Below are 18802 nucleotides of genomic sequence, written 5' to 3'. Positions count from 1 at the left end.
CGGCGCTGTCCTGTTCTCCCACATCCTGCTGGCGCCGCGGCGCCCTTGTCTAGACCGGGCTCGGGGTGTTGTGCAAGTGCAACCTGCGGTTTCAGGACCGGCCGACGCGCTCGACCAGGTCGGCGGGGAGCGGATACGGGCGCTCGGCGGGCAACAGTGCCTCGGCGGCGGCCCGGTCGCCGGCGACCACGGCCGCGTGCACTTCGTGGGCGAGCGGCGTCACGTCCCGGACGGCGGTGATCCAGTCGTCCACGTAGTGCTCCACCGCCTCGCCCGACAACCCGACCTGGATCGCCCGGTGCGGCAGCGGGTTCAGCCCGAGGTCGCGCTCGGGGTCCCACTGGACGCGGACCGGGCTGGACTTGAGGGCCGTGCGCCACTCCGCCTCGGAGGTGAAGCGCGTGCGGTCCCAATGGCTGAGGCAGGCGCGGGACAGCGCCCACTCGAAGCCGGCGCGGGTGACGTCCAGGGCGAGGACCCGCTCCTGGTCGGGCTTGGTCGCCCAACCGCAGCGGTACATCATCCACAGGAAGGACGGCTTGATCCAGGTCATCCGGGTGCGCTTGAACGGGTCGACGAAGGTGCCGGCCGCCAGCGCGGGGGCCGCGATCCGCGTCGCGTACGCCTGGTAGACCGTGATCGTCTCCTCGGTGAAGACCGCACGGACCTGGTGCGAGGGGACGTCCGCCACTGCGTCGTGCGAGGGGACGTCCGTCTCGGCGCGGGGGACGGCGTCGGTCATGCGGACGCCTCCCCGGCCCACACCCGGGGCTCCGCCAGCGCCGGGTCGTCGACGGCGCGCGCCCCGCAGACGTACGTGAGGAAGCGCAGCTCCTCCCAGGCGAAGAACGGCTCGCCCCAGGTGTCCGCCCACAGCCGCACCCGGTCCCCACCGTCCTGTGGCGCGGTCAGGTCCCAGAACGCCCAGCCCCGCGACTCCAGTTCGGGGTCGAAGCGCGACAGCCAGTCCTGGATCTCCCAGGGCCCGCTGCCGGTCCGCTCGACGTACCCGGCGAGGCCGTCGGCAGCGAACGGCTCGGTGCCCCCGCCGTCCCGGCACACGCCCACGAACCACGCGGGGAGGGTGTCGACCGACACCACTTCCTCGTCGAAGTCCTCCTGCACGGCGAGGTCGTACACCGCCGCCAGGACCTCGCGCAGCCGGTGCGCGTACGCCTCGGGCGAGCCCGCCACCGTCACTTCGACGTAAGAAAGCAAGGGCACATCGGGGTCGATTTCAGGCCGCTCGGAAACGCGTTCCCGCTCCTGCTCGACACCCTCGATTTCGTGCAGCATCTCCACTACTTTCAGTCATCAAAATCCTGAACGATCTTACCAGAGCCCGGAATGATGACCTTTCGCATTTTTTCGATGACCTCGTTCGGGAGGCCGTAGAGATCCGTCCCCCGCGTCGGGTCGGAAATCTCCGGATAGGACTTCTTCAGCTCCTTCCATTCCGCCTTGGTGAAGCCCAGGTCCGGCGGCTGTTCCTGAGGGACGGCGTCCCGTCGGACGTATTCCACGAAACTCTTCGGGACTTCGAAGGAGACGATCTGCCCCGGTTCGTCCTTGCGGAATTCGGTGGTGTGCCGGATGTCGTCGCTCATGTTGACGTAGAGCGAGTTCTTGCCGCTGATCCGGACGTTGCCGTTCTCGTCGATGTGGATCCGGTGGCTGAGCGGATGGCGCGTCTGCTTCCGGTACACCGTGATGGTGCATTCGTCCGGCGCCAGTCCCAGATGATCGGACCAGGTGAGCGGATTGTGGACGTACGTCGAAGGGTTGGGCGCCGGGAAGAGACCCAGCGGATCGGGGCTCAGATAGCGCGCCGTCTCCGGGTCGTAGGTGCGGAAGACGTTGTAATGGAGCCCGGTTTCCGGGTCGAAGTACTGGCCCGGGAAACGCAGCGGGGTGTACGCGGTCGCGTCCCGGTTCCACAGGGTCGTGCCCCAGAGCGTGGAGCGCTTGCGCCAGGAGATCTCGCCCTGTTCGTCGACGAGTTCGGTCGGGGTGCCGACCAGGTCCGTGACGATGGAGAAGAAGCGGCTGGCGATCTCCTCCCGGGTGGCCGAAAGGATTCGTTCCGTCTGGGCGACGGGGTGCAGCCCGCGGTGGTCCCACGTCAGCGTGACGGGGTGCTCCGCCCCCTCGTGCGCCGCGGTGGTCTGCTCGCAGAGGGTCGAACCCTCCCAGGTGAACGTGGTCTCTTCCAGGACCTCCCCGCCCGGGGAGAGCCGCTGCTTGGCGGAGCGCCGGCCGAGCGGGTCGTACCGATAGCGCCAGACCGCGCCGTCCGGCGTCACCGCGCCCACCAACCGGTCGTCCGCGTCCCAGGTGTAGCGCCAGGTCTCCGGCTTGCGGGACAGCCGGGTCTTCCACCGCAGCACCACCCGCCCCTGGGCGTCGTGCTCGTAGCGGAGCCCGCCGGCTTCGGTGAGCCGGTTGCCGTCGTACGAGCGCGCGCCGGTGGCCACGTCGGCGTCCGGGTGCGAGGTCGGCCAGGTCGCGGCGGTCTGGTTGCCCGCGGCGTCGTAGGCGTAACTCTCCGACCAGGTGTCCGCCGCGACCGCGGTGACCCGGGCGCCGGCGTCCAGGGTGTAGCTGCGCCGGCCGCCGACCGAGTCGTCCACGTCGGTCAGATGGCCGTCGGCGCGGTACCCGTAGCCGCGCCGCTGCACGGTGGTGCCGTCCGGCCCGACCAGGTGCTGCTCGGTGAGCCGGCCCGACTCGTCGAAGCCGTGCGTGAGCGTGAGGGACGAGCCGATCGTCCGGGTCAGCTCGCGGCCGAGCGCGTCGTGCTGGAAGGTGAGCGTGCGGCCCGAGGTGGTCAGCCGGGTGAGGTTGTTCGCCGCGTCGTGCGTCCACTCGCTGACGGCCCCGCTGGGCGTCGTGCGCCGCACCGGCCGGCCCCACTCGTCGTACGCGAAGCTCAGCGTGCGGCCGTCGACCGTCTCGGAGCGCAGCAGCCCGAGGGCGTCGCGGATCCGGTCGAGCGTCCCGTCCGGCCCGGTGGCCCGCGCCAACTCGTCGAAGACGTCGTACGCGAACTCCGTGACGGCGCCGGCCGCGTCCTTGCGGACGAGTTGGCCGAGCGCGTTGTACGCGTAGTGCGTCGTCTCGTCGAGCGCGTTGGTGCGGGACGTCAACTGGCCGGCCGGGTCGTAGCCGTAGCGCAGGGTCCGGCCGTCGAAGTCCGTCTCGGACGTCAGCCGGCCGACCGGGTCGTACTCGTAGGTCCAGGTCAGCCCGCGCGGGTCGGTGACCCGGGTGAGTCGCAGCTCGGTGTCGTGGGCGAACTCGTGGCGGGCGCCGTCCGGGCCCGTCCGCGCCGACAGCCGGTCGAAGGCGCCGTACTCGTACGAGGACCGGCCGCCGGCGGGGTCGGTGCGGCCGAGCACGTTGCCCTCGCCGTCGTACGTCCACGTCTGCTCGCTGCCGTCGGCCTCCACCCGGCGCAGCAGCCGGCCTTCGGTGCTCCACGTCAGCCGGGTCGTCCGGCCGAGCGGGTCGGTGATCGCGACCGGGCGGCCGAAGGCGTCGTACGCGTACCCGGTGACGGCGCCGAGCGGGTCGGTGGACTCGACGACGAGACCGGCGTCGTCGCAGCGCAGCGAGGTCGTCCGGCCCAGGGGGTCGGTGGTCGACGTCAGACGGCCCCGGCCGTCGTAGCCGAAGCGGGTGGTGAGACCGGTGGGACCGGTCACGGACGTGCGGTTGCCGCGGTCGTCGTACTCCTGGCGGACGGTCCTGCCGTCCGGCTGCGTCACGAGCACCGGCAGGCCGGCGCCGTCGTGCTCGACGGTCGTCGCGCGGCCGTCGGGGCGGGTCACCGACGTGACGGAGCCGTCGGCGTCGTACGTGACGCCGATGGTGCGGCCCAGCGGGTCGGTGCTGCTCAGCAGCCGGTCGTGGCGGTCGCGCTCGAAGAGGCTCGTCGCGCCGTTCGCGTCGGTCTCGGCGACGAGCTGGAGCAGGTCGTTGAGGTGGAAGACGGTGGTGGCGCCGGTGGAGTCGGTGTAGCGGGTGGTGCGGGCGCCGGTCGCGGGGTCGGTCTCGTACGCGAAGGAGGACGACAGGGCCCCGTCGGGGCCGACGGTCCGCACGACGCGCCCGGCCGGGTCGTACGCGTACTGGAACGTGGAGTCGTTTCGGTCGGTCCAGGACGTGATGCGGGCGTCGGCGTCGTAGCCGAACCTGAAGGGCAGGCCGGAGGAGTTGGTGACGGCGTCGAGGTTGCCGTCGTGGTCGTAGCCGTAGGTGAGGACGGTGACGGGGCCGTCGGGGGTGCGTAGGGAGAGTTCGGTGATGCGGCCGTCGTGCACGGTGGTGGCGACGTGGTAGCCGCCGTCGTGGACGACCCTGGTCGGGGCGCCGTCGGGGCGGCGCTGGAAGGTGACCCCGTTGCCGTTGCGGTCCTCGATCTCGCGCAGCCAGAAGGCGGCGGACTCGCCGTACGGGCTGCCGGTGAAGGTGCGGACGGTGCCCGTTGCGGCGTCGGTGACCAGGTACGACGTCTCCGCGTCCCGTTGGCCGCCGTGCACCAGCGGCAGCCGCGGGCCCTCCAGCGGGAGGACGCCGGCCGGGTCGTCGGGGGCCGGCAGCCGCGGGTAGACGAGTACGGATCCGTCCTCGCGCGCCCAGATCGCGCCCCGGCCGGCGGCGTCGAGTTCGATGCGCTCGTCCAGGGTGGAGGCCCAACTACGGCCGAACCAGCGGCCGTAGCGGTACCCCGAAAGGTGGGTGCGTCGCAGCGCCAGCGACAGGACGCCGGGCAGCACCAGATCGGTCTGCGGCAGCGTCATTTCGCCGGTGGCGACGTCGATCGGGTCGTTCCGGCAGGTCTTCTTGTCGAGGGGGACGGAATGGCGCCGGGGGTCGTTCTTGACGTCGTCCAGCGACGCCGGCTGGGTACGGACGTCGTCGGGGTGTTTGCGGGCGGGGTCGCTGGGGTTGGTGCGTTTGCGGGTGAGGTCGTCGTCGTCGCGTTTGCCGCTGCCGGTGATCTTCTTGAGGCGGTCGTCGATGTCTTTGTCGGTGTTGCGGTGGGTCTTGGAGCTTTGGCCGAGGGCGTCGGGGAGTTTCTTGCCGACGTGGTTGCCGAGGTGGTTGTGGCCCTTGATGAGTTTCTCGACGACGCCTTCGATGGTGCCGTCGAGGACGGCGGTGAGGGAGTCCTTGCCCTTGGCGCGGCCGTGGTGTCCCTTGGCTCTGTCGATCTTGCCTTTGGCGCGGCCGTTCATCGAGATCTGGACGTTCGCGAGCTTTCCGCCGGTGTTGCCGTGGGCGTCGTGGTCGATGCCCAGGGTGCCGCCCGCGCCCCCGCTACCGCCGCCGCCGGCGGAGTTGAGTTGGGTGCTGTCGTCGGCGCCGGTGACGTCCATCGCGGTCTGGATCGCCAGATCCGTGACGATGCTCTCCAACGCGGCGACGGCGGGCTGGGTCAGGGTGGCGGTGATCTCGGCGACCGCGGCCTCCGCCATCTCCTTCAGGATCTTCTTGAACGCGATCCGCGTCGCGACGATCTTCCCGCCGGCGAGGAGGGCGGTGAGTCCGGCGGTGAAGGGGGCGGCGGCGAGGGCGATGCCGACGGTGGCGCAGAGGTCCGCGAGTTCGCCGACGGCTGCGATCTTGCGGGCGACGATGATGTCGGCGACGCGGTCGAGTGCGCCGGCGATGATGCGGGCCGCGCCGGCGAGGTCCTTGTTCTTGCCCTGGACTTTCTTCCAGTGTTTGTCGAGGGCGGTCAGGGACTCGCTCTGCCCGGTCGACAGCAGTCGTTGGATGTGTCCGTGTGCGGTGCCGGCGTCGTCGTCCGCGTCGTCCGCGAACTCCCGCAACGCGTCCGCCATGTCGCGGTACGCGTCCTCGTCGACGTTCGGCCAGCCCACGCCCACGACGTCCAACATCGTGTCGACGCCCTCAGGAATCGTGTAACCCATCGTGTTCTCCCCCGTGCTGCTGCTGCGGGCACCCCGCTGCCGCGCTGCCGCGCCGTTGCGGGCGCTGCGGCAACTGGAACCCATGGTGCTGCGTGATCATGACATGGCGGGCCGGTTCGGAGCGGTCTGGCACCGAGCGTGCGGACCGGGCCACGGCACGTGATGAAACCGCAGGTCGCAGCCGTGCCCGCGGTTCGTCGCGCGAGCCGCGGGGGCGCAATTGGAACCAGGGCGGTGCCATCCGCGAGGATGGGGGTATGACTGCCCAGATTCTCGATGGCAAGGCCACCGCTGCCGCGATCAAGTCCGAACTGACCGCCCGCGTGGCGGCGCTCAAGGAGAAGGGCGTCGTCCCGGGGCTCGGCACGCTCCTCGTCGGCGACGACCCGGGCAGCCGTTGGTACGTCAACGGCAAGCACCGCGACTGCGCCCAGGTCGGCATCGCGTCCATCCAGCGCGAACTTCCCGACACCGCCACGCAGGAGGAGATCGAGGCGGTGGTCCGGGAGCTCAACGACAACCCCGAGTGCACCGGCTACATCGTCCAACTCCCGCTGCCGGACGGCATCGACACCAACCGCGTCCTGGAGCTGATGGACCCCGCCAAGGACGCCGACGGACTCCACCCGATGAGCCTGGGTCGGCTGGTGCTGGGCGTGCCCGGCCCGCTGCCCTGCACCCCGTACGGCATCGTGCAGTTGCTGCGCCACCACGACGTGGAGATCAAGGGCGCGAACGTGGTCGTCGTCGGCCGCGGGATCACCATCGGGCGGCCGATGCCGCTGGTCCTGACGCGCAAGTCGGAGAACGCGACCGTGACGCAGTGCCACACCGGCACCCGTGACCTCTCCGCGCACCTGCGGCAGGCCGACATCATCGTGGCCGCGGCCGGCGTGCCGCACCTGATCAAGCCGGAGGACGTCAAGCCGGGCGCCGCGGTGCTGGACGTCGGCGTCAGCCGGGACGAGAAGGGCAAGATCGTCGGCGATGTGCACCCCGGGGTCGCCGAGGTGGCCGGCTGGGTCGCCCCGAACCCCGGCGGCGTCGGCCCGATGACCCGCGCCCAGCTCCTGGTGAACGTCGTCGAGGCGGCGGAGCGCGCGGCGGAAGCGTCAGCGGAGGGCTGAGTTGGCCATGGGCGTACGGACGAATGGCGACCGGGAGACCGGTCGGGAGGCGGAGGGGCCGCTGTCGGCGGGCCGCGCCGACGAGCAGCCCGACGAGGGTGCGTCGGTTCCCGCCGAAGAGGCACGCGCGGAGGACGGCGCGGACGGTTCGGGCAGCTCGGACGCTGTGGACGGCGCGGACGGTTCGGGCGGTTCGAGTGACGTGGACGGCGTGGACGGCGTGGACGATGCGGGCGACGCCGACGCCGACGCCGACGACGACGCGGACGGTTCGGGTGCCGGGAAGGGCTTCACCCGTCGGCCGCCGCAGATGACGACCGACACGGCCCGCCCGGAGGGCGGCGGCCGGGCCGCACCGGGCGACGCCCCCGCCCCCGCCCGCCAGTGGCCGCTGCTGACCGTGCTGGGCCTGGTCGCGCTCGGCCTCGTGATCGTGGGGACGGACCCGTTCTCGGGGGCGTTCCGACTGGGCACGCTGATCATCGGCGCCGCGCTGATCACGGCCGCCGTGATGCGGCGGGTCCTGCCGTCCGTCGGCATGCTGGCCGTGCGGTCGCGGTTCACGGACATGATCACGTACGGGCTGCTGGGCACGGTCATCTGCCTGCTGGCGGCGATGGCGCAGCCGAACCCCTGGCTGGACGTGCCGTTCCTGGAGGACGTGGTCCACGTGTTGGTCGGCCGCGAGACGAGATGACGGCGGTTTCCACGGCGCCCGCTCCCCCTCGGGGACCGGGCGCCTTCCGCGTGTTCGGGCCGGGCGTTACGGGCAGGAGTACGGGCGGGCGTACCGGCAGACGTACCGGCGCGGGCTCGGGGGACGGCTGGGCCGCATGCCTCGGAAGTGGTGATTCCGGTGCCGTGCGCCGGGCGGTCCCCTGGTGGGAGACTGAACCGTCGGGGGCACACAGGGGGGTAGGACATGCCGCAGTGGAAGGCGCTGCCGGACGGGCTCGACCCGGACTTCCGGGAGCTCACCGAGCAACTGCGCCGACTCGTCGACCACAGCGGCCTGGACCTCGCGGGACTCGCCGCGGAGACGGGGTTCGACCCGACGTCCTGGGAGCGCTACCTCGACGCGCACGTCGTACCGCCGCACAGCGCGGTCACGGCGCTGGCCCGGCTGACCGGCACGGGCGAGCAGGGCCTGACCGCGGTGCGGGAGCGCGCGGCGCAGGCGTCGCGGCGGTCGGAGGCGGGGCGGGACCGCGCGACGGAGCAGTTGCGGGTCGCCAAGGTGCGGGAGGGGCTCGCGCAGCGCGGGGGCGCCCGTGCGATGGAGCCCGCGCCCCCGGGAGAGCCCGCGCGCTGGAACGCCGTCCTGCGCGACGACGGGGGCCCGGCGACCCCGCCGCCGGCCCCCGGCCGTGACCGAGGCACCAAGCGCAGGGTCGTGATGTTCCTGACCGGCGTCGCCGGTGCGCTCGCGGTGATCGTGGCGGCCGTCTTCCTCACGGACCTGGGCGGCACGACGGACGACGACAACGGTGGCCGCCCCGTGCCCGTGGCGAAGGCGCCACTGCCCTCGCCCGCCGCGAGCGGTTCCCCCGCCCCCGCTGCCGACGCCGGCACCGACGCCGCCCGGCCCGCGGGCGTGAAGTGCGCCGGCGACGACTGCACGGGCCGCAACCCGGAGGCCATGGGCTGCGGCGGCCGGTTCGCCCGGACCGTGTCGCAGGCGACCGTGGGGGAGGCCAGCATCGAGGTCCGCTACAGCGCGGTGTGCCGGGCGGCTTGGGCCCGCATCGCCGACGCGACCTCCGGCGACTCCGTACGGATCAGCGTCGACGGCCAGGGCGCCCAGAAGGGCACCGTGACCAGCGGTACCGATGCGTACACGCCCATGACGGCGACGGAGAAGGGCACGGACGCGAAGGGTTGCGCGACGCTGGCGACCGGCACCACGGCCTGCACGGTCGTCACGCCGTGAGGAAGCGATCGTCACGCCGTGCGGAACACGATCGTCCCGCCGTGAGGAACGCAACGAGGGGCCGGAGGGGCGCGGTCGTGCGGGTCGGATAGCCTGACGGCTGGATGTCTCTTCACATCAAGATTCGTGAGAACTCCGTGAGAAGCGGAAGCGTGCGGACGGATGCGGATGGATGCGGAGAGGGATCCGACCGAGGGGCTCGGACCCCCACCCGCCAGCTGTCTTACGGAGATCGCCATGACCCGCACCCCCGTGAACGTCACCGTGACCGGCGCGGCCGGCCAGATCGGTTACGCGCTGCTGTTCCGCATCGCCTCCGGCCACCTGCTCGGCCCCGACGTGCCGGTCAAGCTGCGCCTTCTTGAGATCACCCCCGCCCTCGGCGCCGCCCAGGGCACCGCCATGGAGCTGGACGACTGCGCGTTCCCGCTGCTGCGCGGCATCGACATCACCGACGACCCGAACGTCGCCTTCGACGGCACGAACGTCGCCCTGCTCGTCGGCGCCCGCCCGCGCACCAAGGGCATGGAGCGCGGTGACCTGCTGGAGGCCAACGGCGGCATCTTCAAGCCCCAGGGCAAGGCGATCAACGACCACGCCGCGGACGACATCAAGGTCCTCGTCGTCGGCAACCCGGCGAACACCAACGCGCTGATCGCCCAGGCCGCGGCGCCGGACGTACCGGCCGACCGCTTCACGGCGATGACCCGCCTCGACCACAACCGCGCGATCTCCCAGCTCGCGGCGAAGACGGGTGCGGCCGTCTCCGACATCAAGCGCCTGACGATCTGGGGCAACCACTCCGCCACGCAGTACCCCGACGTCTTCCACGCGGAGATCGCCGGCAAGAACGCGGCGGAGGTCATCGACGACCAGGCGTGGCTGGCGGACACCTTCATCCCGACCGTCGCCAAGCGCGGCGCGGCGATCATCGAGGCCCGCGGCGCCTCCTCGGCGGCGTCGGCGGCGAACGCGGCGATCGACCACGTCCACACCTGGGTGAACGGCACCGCCGACGGCGACTGGACCTCCATGGGCATCCCGTCCGACGGCTCGTACGGCGTGCCGGAGGGCCTGATCTCCTCCTTCCCCGTCACGACCAAGGACGGCAAGTACGAGATCGTCCAGGGCCTGGACATCAACGAGTTCTCGCGCGCCCGCATCGACGCGTCGGTGCAGGAGCTGGCGGAGGAGCGCGAGGCGGTCCGCGCGCTCGGCCTCATCTGATCCAGCCGTAGCGGATTTCTTTTCACGGACCCCGGGTACCGCCATCGCGAATGGCGTCGTACTCGGGGTCCGTGAATTCGTAGCTGTGCCCGCCGGGATGTCCGGCGAAGAGCACGCATGCTTCATTGGCGCCACCGGGAGCGCCGTTGTTCGCCGGGCAGTCACGGAGCAGCGCAAGGGTGGAGGGTTCCCTTCCGGTTTTCCACTGCGCCCAGACCTCGCAGCCGTCGCTGTCGTCCAATTCGCGTACGAGGTCGAAATGCGGCCCGCTTTCATGCGATTCCACAGCACACCTGAGCCGGGTCACGATCTGGATCGGGTGAGCCGGCGGATCGGGCCACAGGTCCTGGGTGAGGACGACCAGTTGGAGCGGGAGCGTCGCAGTGGCGGCGCAGATGCGGCGGGGTGGCGGGAGGGGCGCGGGGAGTGTGGGGGGTACGGGGCTCATCTCACCGCGCTCCGACGACGGGTGCCGACGCGCGAGGGACGGGCGTGAGGTCGTCTGGTGACGCGTCCCATTCCCGCCCGCCGTTCAGCGGTCTGAGTTGGACGAGCCAGCACATCTGGTCCATGACCCGACCGACCTTTTGCGTGGCGGCGTCGAAGACCACGTCGCCGGTTCTCACTCGCGCATTCAGTGCGGTCAATTCGAACGCGCAGGCGGGGGTTGTGCTGTTTTCTGGCATGCCTGATAGCCGCGCCTCTCCTCGTAAATCGTCCGGGGCGGAATGGTTCGTTCTGCCTCACAAGGCTGGACTTCCGTGCATAACCTCGCCAGGAGGTCGGTGTTGACGACCGAGGTCGTAAACACCCTGGATCCACGGAGGGCGAAGCTATGGCCAAGGACATGGACACCCCGTCGATGGCGGAGCTGTACGGCGGTCGGTTACGACGACTGCGGCAGGGGCGCGGTTGGACCCAGCGGGAGTTGGGCGCGATGATCCCGGTGGAGCATTCGCGCGTCGCGCAGATCGAGCGGGCGACGGGCGCGAAGCCGACGCTGCAGTTGTCACGGGCGTTCGACCGCATCTTCGACACGGACCGGCTCTTTGAGGAGCTGTGGCCGTATGTCCACGCGGAGGCGTATCCGAACTGGTCGCGAGCGTATATGCGCGCTCAAGCGCGAGCTGTCGGCATCAAGGTCTACACCGCCCACCACGTGCACGGACTCCTTCAGACACCCGAATACGCCCGCGAAACACTGCGCGTCCATGCGTCAGTGGAGTCGGAAGAGCAGCTTGAGGAGCGAGTGGCGGCCCGACTTGACAGGCAGGAACGTTTGTACGCCCCGGACGCTCCGGACTTCTAGGTCGTGCTGGACGAGGCGGTGTTGCACAGGCCGGTCGGTGGACCTTTGGTCATGCAAGAGCAACTATCGGCGTTGCTGTGCGCGGCTGAGCGTCCGAACATCACCATTCAGGTGATGCCGTACAGCAGCGGTGCGCACGCCGCGATGGGCGGATCGTTGGCAGTTCTGGAGATGCCGAGTGGCGCCGAACTCGCCTACCGGGAAGGGTTTGACTTCGGGTGGTTGGTCGAAGAGCCGGCGGATGTCAAGAAGTACGTCGTTTTGTACGATCGGCTCAGGGCGGAAGCCCTACCATCCCACATGTCGCTCGACATGATTCGATCTTTGATGGAGGACAGCAGTGCGCGTGTCCCAACTTCTGCTCAACGAAAGCGCTTGGCGCAAGTCCAGCTACAGCAACGCGGCGGGTGGGGACTGCGTCGAAATCGTGGACGGGCTCCCCGTCGTCCCGGTCCGGGACAGCAAGCTTGAGGACAGCCCGGTCCTGCTCCTGACGCACACGGCCTTCGCCGACTTGGTCGAGTACGCCAGGCGCACGGACGCGTAGTCGTCCACCGAACTGCGAGCCCCGCCGAACCCGTTGTGCTCGGGAGCGGCGGGGCTCTCGGCTGCGCCGGCCGCGCGTCCTACGAGTTCTGCACCGCGGCGAACAGGGGTTGCGTGACCTGCTTGGTGAACCGCGGCCCGACGAGGTACCGGTGACAGCCCGCCGCAGGCGCCTCACAGAACAGGCCGGCCTCGGTCATGTGCCAGCTGCCGCTGTTGACGCCGACGACGGCGCCCTTCCCCGTCGAGTTGTTGAAGTCGGCGATCCGGGGCCCGCCGCTGGAGCCGCCGCCCATGTCGCACCGGACACCCCACCGGTCCTCGGGCTTCGGCACATCGCCCCAACCCAGGGTCTCCCTGGCCGTGCCCCAGCAGTGCGCCAGCCGCTTGCCCGTGAACTCCGGCCGCCCCTGGTTCGCCTCCTTGTACGCGGAGGCACGCGGGTAGCCGAACTGTTGGACCGGCAGGTTCCCCGGCCGGTCGTACCCGAGCCGCTGGGTGGACCCGGCGGCGTCGGCGGCGCGCTCACCGGCCGCGTTGCGTCCGAGCGACAGGAACGCCTGGTCGTACGGGGAGTTCTCGCCGCTCTTGACCCACTCGGGGTGCACCGAAGCGAGCCGCACCGCGAAGGTGCCGTACGGGGCCTTGGCGTCGCGGTAGCCGGGGACGAAGAGCTGGTTCGTGTTCCACCGGGCGTCGTCACCGAGGAGGTTGTGCCCGAGGGTGCAGTGCCCGGCGGTCACGACGGTGCTCCGGTTGGCGGCGGTCACCAAGGTGGCCGTGCAGCTGGAGTCCTCGCCGTCGCGGTCGGTGTAGAACAGCCGCCCCACGGACTTGGAGAGCGCGGCGGATCCCTTCCAGGCGGCTCCGTCCGGCCCGCCGGCGGGCGGTCGGTTCGACGGCGGGTCGGAGAGGACGGCCGCCATCCGCGCGGGCGTCCAGTAGTCCCGTACCGCCTTCTCGTCGGCGGCGGTCGGGGCGACGGGGTGCACGACGGCCGACGCGGATTCCGCTCCGCTGCTCGTGGCCACCGGAGCTGCCACGGCGGCGGGCGCGGCGAGCAAGGCGACGGCGGCCACGGCGGCGAGGGCCCCGCCGCGTCGGGCGGGGGAGGGACGACGGTCGGCGTGTACGGACATGGATCCTCTTCCTCTGGCGCATCATCCGGCTCTTCGGCCTCTTCAGGCCCTTCCGGCTCGCAGCAGCCTGGCGCGACGATGTGAGGATCCGGTCAGGGGGATCTTTCCGTCGTGTTGTTCCGGAAGAGCGGGGGCTCAGCTCGTGTCGGCGACCGGGCAGGGGTAGGTCGGTCGGAGACGGTGGGGCGAGCAGGCGACCAGGCTCACGGACAGGAAGCGCTGTCCGGTCAGCCACCAGCCGCCGACGGTATCCGCGCCGTCCGCGACCTGCTCGGCGATCGCCGGGATCCGGTCATCGACGGGGTGAGCGTCCGGCTGCGTGGCGAACGAAGCGATGTGAGGGCGCACTTGGGCGGCGAACCACTCCGCGGCCTCGTGGGGCTCGGCGAATGTGCCGCGCACGAGCGAGGCGGGTTTCAGGAGCCAGTGGGCCACCTCCAGGGGTGGTAGGGGGTTCGTGACGAAGGCGGGGTGCACGGCTCGGCGCGGGCCGTCCTGGTGGAGGTCGAAGCCGCTGCCGAGCCAGGTGTAGCCGTGGTGGTGTCGTTGCAAGGCGCTGTCCTTGAGCCGTGCGGGTCAGCGACGACCGCAGCCGCTGCCGTCCCCGCAGCCGCCGCTTTCGTTGCCGCCCTTGCCGTCGTCGTCCTCCGGGTCGACAACCGCGGTCCGGATGTTCGCCGAGTGATCGCGCATGCGTCCTCCAACACACTTCGCGGCGCGGAGCACTTCTCCGCGCTCACTCCGAAGTTATGGAGGTGAATGAGATGAATTCCGTGCGATTGCTCGGGATTGTTTGTAGACGCCGCTTGATGCGCTCAGTTGCTCAGGAGCCTTGGAGGCAACCTCGGGCCCGAATGATCAGCCGATGCGCCTGGCTTCCGTAGACGGCGCAGTCAGCGAACCACTCCCACGCCCGCTCGTAGGTGCGGATGCTCTCTTCGTCGTCGAGCCAGAGTTCGGTGCCCGTCGTCTCGACGATCACGAGGCGACGGTCGTAGATGCAGAAGCCGTGGGTTGGCGCACGCCGCAGTTCGGCGCCGAGTGGAAGGATCCCGAGGGACATGGTGTCGAGGCCGATCAGGCTGGTCAGCCGGTCGAGTTGTGCGGCCATGACTGGCTTCGTGCAGGTGAGGACGTGCAAGGCGCCTTCCCACACGAGGAAGTGGAACCTCTTGCCAGGTTCGTACAGTGCCTGTTGCCTGCGCAGCCGGGCGCGAACGGCCTCTTCCGTGTCCTTGATCGTGCCGCGGAACTCCGCGTTGACGGTGAAGACGTTCCTGGCGTAGTCGGCCGTCTGGAGCAAGCCCGGTACGCGCGCGACCTCCAGTGATCGCGTGAAGTCAGTGCCGTTGGTGACCTGGATGCCCAGTTCCTGGCGGGCGCGATGTCCTCCCGCGAGCTGGCGCCGCCACGATCGGTAGCGGGTTTCGAGACTGGCGACCTGGTGCACCAGGTCGTCCGCCAGGTCCGACCGCCCGACGGCCGCCGCCCAAGCCCGTAAGTCGACTGGCGACGGCGTCTGCTTCCCGTTCTCCAACCGGCTGACCTTGGAGCGCTGCCAGCCCAGGCACTCGGCGATCCGTTTGCCGTCGTGCCCGGCCTCGATGCGCAGCTCGCGAAGTCGGGCACCGAGGGCGGACCTGGCTCGCTGGAAATCAGTGCTCACACGGTGGAACGTACCCGTTCGCGGTACTCGCGGGTGCGGATCGCGTAGTGCCAGGAGGCATCTCTCGCTTGACACGCTGCGAGTACGTCAGAGGCGTCTTCGATGACCTCGACACCGAGGGTTGTGCCCTCGGCGTCGAAGTGGAACTTCATCATCACGCGCGAGTCGAACAGCCAGAAGTCGAACTCCGGCAGCCCCAGCCGTATCGCCTCCGCGCGTGCGAGGTTTCGCATGTCCTCCCCGGCCGCCACATTGTTCGGCGCGGTGTCCAACAGGTATCGCTGCCCGTCCGTCGGCGGGTCGTCGACGATGCGGACGCGCTCGAAGCGCTTGCCGAGTGCGGTCTGGGCCCGGACGTTGAGGTGCCAACGATTCTCGGGTTCGCGGGCGATGTCCTCGCCGTTCAGCCACCGCTGCCACTTCTCGCTCCGGCGGTCGGATGCGTAGCCCTGTTGGGTTTCCAGCCTCCAAGCGGTGTGCTCGAACTCCTCGAAGAGGTGGGATGCCTCGGCGAAGGGCGTCAAGCCTTCCTGGAACTGGTTCGGCAGGCGCACGACTATCGCCACTACTGCGACAACCTCGTGTGGGGCATGCTCCAGACGCCCGACTACGCCCGGTCCGTGCTGCGCCTCGTGGTCGAGGTCCACCAGATTCCGGACGACGTCGAAGCGGGCGTCGCCGCACGGACGGCTCGTGCGCAGTACCTGGGGCGGGAGGGCCGTGAGTATCACGTACTGCTCAGCGAGCAGGCACTGCGCACGAACATGGGCGGCGTCGACGTCATGCGCGCGCAGCTACGGCGGATTCTGGAGGCCATGGACACTCCGGGGCTGACGCTCGGGGTCATTCCGGCGCGGGCGCCCATGGCCGCCTATCCGTCGAACTCGTTCACCATTTTCGACGGGGCGCGGGTGGAGATCGAGCCGTACTCGGCGAGCGCCAGCATCACCGAACCGTCTGAAGTCGCCCTGTATGAACGGGTGTTCATGCTGCTACAGAAGTCGACGCGCTACGGCACCGGTGCTCGAGAGTTGATCGAGGCGGAACTGGCGGCTCTGGGCTGAGGGGTGCGCCCCGCCCCCGCCTGCCGCCGCGCGCCGCACTCCGCATCCCCGCTCATGAGAGTGCTCTCACAACCCCCCAAGCGCCCGCCCTGCGCGAGTAGCGTCCCGGTTCGAGGTGTTCGCGAGGCAGGGCGGGAGGAACGGGGCCGGTGTGGAAAGCACTTGTATCGGCCACATGGGAATCGCGCCTGAAAGGTCCAGACCTATTGACTGGTTGGTCTAGTCCTTTTAATGTCTCGTTCACCTCTGCGGATCCGACCCCCGGGACCTCACTACCCAGGGGTCAACGCGCCCACCCCCCATAGAACTTGTGCGTGGCTAGAACACCCTGCGTCCCTGGCGGGCGCGGGCCCCCCACCAGGAGGATCCGAAAGTGCTGTCCCCCAGACGAACGAGGGCGACGCTGTTCGCCGCTGGCGCCGCCGCCGTCGGTGCGCTGCTGGCGACGACGCTCTCGTCAGGCGTGTCCCAGGCCGCCTCGCAGGAGCAGTGTCGCCCCGAAGGGCTCTACACGACGCCCGGCGTCGACGTGCCGTACTGCTCGGTGTACGACACCGAAGGCCGCGAGAAGATGGGCGCGGACCACCAGCGCCGCATCATCGGCTACTTCGCCAACTGGCGCACCGGCAAGGACGGCCGCCCGGCCTACCTCGCCAACAACATCCCGTGGGACAAGATCACCCACATCAACTACGCCTTCGCGGGCATCGACTCGGCCAACAAGATCACCATCGGTGCCGACGGGCCGGACAACGCGAACACCGGGATGACCTGGCCGGGAGTCGCCGGCGCCGAGATGGACCCGGCGCTGCCGTACAAGGGCCACTTCAACCTGATGACGAAGTTCAAGAAGGCCCACCCGAACGTCAAGACCCTGATCTCGGTCGGGGGTTGGACGGACAGCGGCGGCTTCTACAAGACGACGACGAACGCCGACGGCTCCGTCAACGCGGCCGGCATCAACACCTTCGCCGACTCCGCCGTCGAGTTCATCCGCAAGTACGGCTTCAACGGCGTCGACATCGACTACGAGTACCCGACGTCGATGAAGGACGCGGGCAACCCGGCCGACTGGCCGGAGGCCAACGCGCGCCGCGCCGGGCTCAACAAGAGCTACAACGTGCTGATGAAGACCCTGCGCGAGAAGCTCGACCGGGCCAGCGCCACCGACGGCAAGCACTACCTGCTGACCGTCGCCGCGCCGTCCTCCGGGTACCTGCTGCGCGGCATGGAGACGTTCCAGACCACGAAGTACCTGGACTACCTCAACATCATGTCGTACGACCTGCACGGCACCTGGAACGAGCACGTCGGCCCGAACGCCGCGCTGTTCGACGACGGCAAGGACTCCGAGCTGGCGGGTGCGGGCGTCTACACGACCGCGCAGTACGGCGGCATCGGCTACCTGAACACCGACTGGGCGTACCACTACTTCCGCGCCTCGATGCCGGCCGGCCGCATCAACATCGGCGTGCCGACGTACACCCGCGGCTGGAAGAACGTCCAGGGCGGCACCGACGGACTGTGGGGCAAGGCGTCCGCGACGACCTGCCCGCCCGGCTCCGGCCTGACCAAGTGCGGTGACGGCGCCGTCGGCATCGACAACGTCTGGCACGACAAGGACACCAACGGCAAGGAGTCCCCGGCGGGCTTCAACCCGATGTGGCACGCGAAGAACCTGGAGAAGGGCGTCGTCCCCGACTACCTGACCAAGTTCGGCCTGCCCGCGGACACCAAGCTCACCGGCAAGTACGTGCGCAAGTACGACGCCACGATGGCCGCGCCGTGGCTGTGGAACGCGGAGAAGAAGGTCTTCATCTCCACCGAGGACGAGCAGTCCATGGGCGCCAAGGTCGACTACGTGGTCAACAAGGGCCTCGGCGGCACCATGATCTGGGAGCTGGCCGGCGACTACGACTACAACGCCGCCAAGGGCCAGTACGAGCCCGGTTCCTCGATGGTTTCGCTGATGTACAACAAGTACAAGACGGCGGCCCCGTACGGGGCGAAGAAGTCCAACACCGCCCTGCCGACCGACGCGATCAACGTCGACGTCGAGTTCGGACAGTTCCCGCTGGGTGACTCGAACTACCCGATCAGCCCCAAGCTGAAGATCACCAACAACACCAAGGCGACCCTGCCGGGCGGCACGGAGTTCCAGTTCGACTACGGGACCTCCGCCCCCGCCAACGCCAAGGACCAGTCGGGCTTCGGCACCCAGATCATCAAGAGCGACCACACCGGCAACAACGTGGGCGGTCTGAAGGGCGACTTCCACCGGGTCTCGCTGAAGCTCCCGGCCTGGCAGTCGGTGGCGCCGGGCGCCTCCGTCGAGCTTGACTTCGTCTACTACCTGCCGACCTCGACGCCGTCCAACTGGACCGTCACCTTCGGCGGCAAGACGTACGCCATCGCCGCCGACCTGGCGCGCGGCACCAAGGTCGTCGAGCCGGGCGACGGCTCGACCAACGGCGGTGCCAACGGTGGGGCCAATGGCGGCGCGAACGGCGGCGCCAATGGTGGAGCCAATGGCGGTGCGAACGGCGGCGCCAACGGTGGTACGTGCACCGCGGCCCCGTGGAGCGCGACCAGCGAGTACGGCGCCGGCGCGACCGTCTCCCACAAGGGCAAGGCGTGGAAGTCGAAGTGGTGGACGAAGGGCGAGGAGCCCGGGACCACCGGCGAGTGGGGCGTCTGGCAGGACCAGGGTCCCTGCTGAGCCCGGTCGACGGACACACCGGGTGCCACCCGCGAACACCGGGTGGCACCGGATAACCGAAGAGCACGGTTTTCCCTGACAGCCCGGCGGCGCAGTCCCTGACCCTGCGCCGCCGGGTTCTTCCGTGCCGGGGAGC

General features: G+C 69.9%; 15 protein-coding genes and 1 pseudogene. 8 read left to right on the top strand and 8 right to left on the bottom strand.

Translation table 11 applies throughout. From position 1 onward, the window contains the following. Positions 1–91: 91 nt before the first annotated feature. The 3 genes from ACH4E8_RS04200 to ACH4E8_RS04190 are packed head-to-tail and all read right to left on the bottom strand — an operon-like array spanning position 92 to position 5939. Complete coding sequence (locus tag ACH4E8_RS04200) at positions 92–742, bottom strand: DUF4291 domain-containing protein (RefSeq protein WP_398444135.1); 651 nt, start codon at positions 740–742, stop codon at positions 92–94. Beyond that, entirely contained in the window at positions 739–1296 is a 558-nt protein-coding gene (locus tag ACH4E8_RS04195; protein WP_398444133.1) for a hypothetical protein, read from the bottom strand. Before ACH4E8_RS04195 ends, ACH4E8_RS04200 begins: the two co-directional genes overlap by 4 nt. 11 nt (positions 1297–1307) lie before the next feature. Then, entirely contained in the window at positions 1308–5939 is a 4632-nt protein-coding gene (locus ACH4E8_RS04190; protein ID WP_398444131.1) for a DUF6531 domain-containing protein, read from the bottom strand. A 257-nt stretch (positions 5940–6196) separates the two neighbouring features. Between ACH4E8_RS04190 and ACH4E8_RS04185 the strand changes: the two genes are divergently transcribed. From ACH4E8_RS04185 to ACH4E8_RS04170, 4 genes are all read left to right on the top strand, one after another. Beyond that, positions 6197–7066 carry a bifunctional methylenetetrahydrofolate dehydrogenase/methenyltetrahydrofolate cyclohydrolase gene (locus tag ACH4E8_RS04185; protein ID WP_398444128.1) on the top strand — a complete coding sequence of 290 codons (870 nt, stop codon included), beginning with the start codon at positions 6197–6199 and terminating at the stop codon, positions 7064–7066. A gap of 7 nt (positions 7067–7073) precedes the next feature. Continuing rightward, a complete protein-coding gene (locus ACH4E8_RS04180; RefSeq protein ID WP_398444127.1) occupies positions 7074–7763 on the top strand; it encodes a DUF3017 domain-containing protein in 690 nt (229 codons plus the stop codon). A 225-nt stretch (positions 7764–7988) separates the two neighbouring features. Beyond that, positions 7989–8996 (top strand): DUF2690 domain-containing protein, encoded by a 1008-nt coding sequence (locus ACH4E8_RS04175; RefSeq protein ID WP_398444126.1) that lies wholly within the window; start codon positions 7989–7991, stop codon positions 8994–8996. Positions 8997–9233: 237 nt separating this feature from the next. Further along, positions 9234–10223, top strand: a complete 990-nt coding sequence (locus ACH4E8_RS04170; RefSeq protein ID WP_398444125.1) for a malate dehydrogenase — start codon at positions 9234–9236, stop codon at positions 10221–10223. A gap of 22 nt (positions 10224–10245) precedes the next feature. On the opposite strand, the gene ACH4E8_RS04165 is transcribed toward ACH4E8_RS04170, so the two are convergent. Beyond that, positions 10246–10509, bottom strand: a complete 264-nt coding sequence (locus ACH4E8_RS04165) for a hypothetical protein (RefSeq protein ID WP_398444124.1) — start codon at positions 10507–10509, stop codon at positions 10246–10248. Positions 10510–11058: 549 nt separating this feature from the next. Between ACH4E8_RS04165 and ACH4E8_RS04160 the strand changes: the two are divergent. Then, positions 11059–11841: pseudogene (locus ACH4E8_RS04160) on the top strand (DUF5753 domain-containing protein); the annotation flags it as partial. A gap of 37 nt (positions 11842–11878) precedes the next feature. After that, a complete protein-coding gene (locus ACH4E8_RS04155; RefSeq protein WP_398444123.1) occupies positions 11879–12079 on the top strand; it encodes a DUF397 domain-containing protein in 201 nt (66 codons plus the stop codon). A 79-nt stretch (positions 12080–12158) separates the two neighbouring features. Here the strand turns inward: ACH4E8_RS04155 and ACH4E8_RS04150 are convergent, their stop codons facing one another. The 4 genes from ACH4E8_RS04150 to ACH4E8_RS04135 form a co-directional block, all read right to left on the bottom strand. Next, entirely contained in the window at positions 12159–13217 is a 1059-nt protein-coding gene (locus ACH4E8_RS04150; RefSeq protein WP_398444122.1) for a trypsin-like serine peptidase, read from the bottom strand. Between the two features lie 135 nt (positions 13218–13352). Then, complete coding sequence (locus tag ACH4E8_RS04145; protein ID WP_398444121.1) at positions 13353–13769, bottom strand: hypothetical protein; 417 nt, start codon at positions 13767–13769, stop codon at positions 13353–13355. A gap of 271 nt (positions 13770–14040) precedes the next feature. Further along, positions 14041–14883 (bottom strand): helix-turn-helix domain-containing protein, encoded by an 843-nt coding sequence (locus tag ACH4E8_RS04140; protein ID WP_398444120.1) that lies wholly within the window; start codon positions 14881–14883, stop codon positions 14041–14043. Then, positions 14880–15530: a DUF6879 family protein gene (locus tag ACH4E8_RS04135; protein WP_398444119.1), complete on the bottom strand. Its 651-nt coding sequence runs from the start codon at positions 15528–15530 to the stop codon at positions 14880–14882. The genes ACH4E8_RS04140 and ACH4E8_RS04135 overlap by 4 nt, the downstream gene beginning before the upstream one ends. Here ACH4E8_RS04135 and ACH4E8_RS04130 point away from each other — a divergent pair. Both ACH4E8_RS04130 and ACH4E8_RS04125 read left to right on the top strand, forming a co-directional pair. Further along, entirely contained in the window at positions 15465–15947 is a 483-nt protein-coding gene (locus ACH4E8_RS04130) for a DUF5753 domain-containing protein (protein WP_398444118.1), read from the top strand. The genes ACH4E8_RS04135 and ACH4E8_RS04130 overlap by 66 nt on opposite strands. A 373-nt stretch (positions 15948–16320) precedes the next feature. Continuing rightward, the gene (locus ACH4E8_RS04125) at positions 16321–18666 is read left to right on the top strand and encodes a chitinase C-terminal domain-containing protein (protein ID WP_398444117.1); all 2346 of its coding nucleotides are present in this window, start codon (positions 16321–16323) and stop codon (positions 18664–18666) included. Positions 18667–18802 lie beyond the last annotated feature (136 nt).

This window comes from Streptomyces sp. NPDC017979, assembly GCF_044328175.1.
GTDB lineage: Bacteria > Actinomycetota > Actinomycetes > Streptomycetales > Streptomycetaceae > Streptomyces.
Note: the sequence above shows the minus strand (reverse complement) of the source record. Positions and strands in the feature narration are given on the sequence as shown.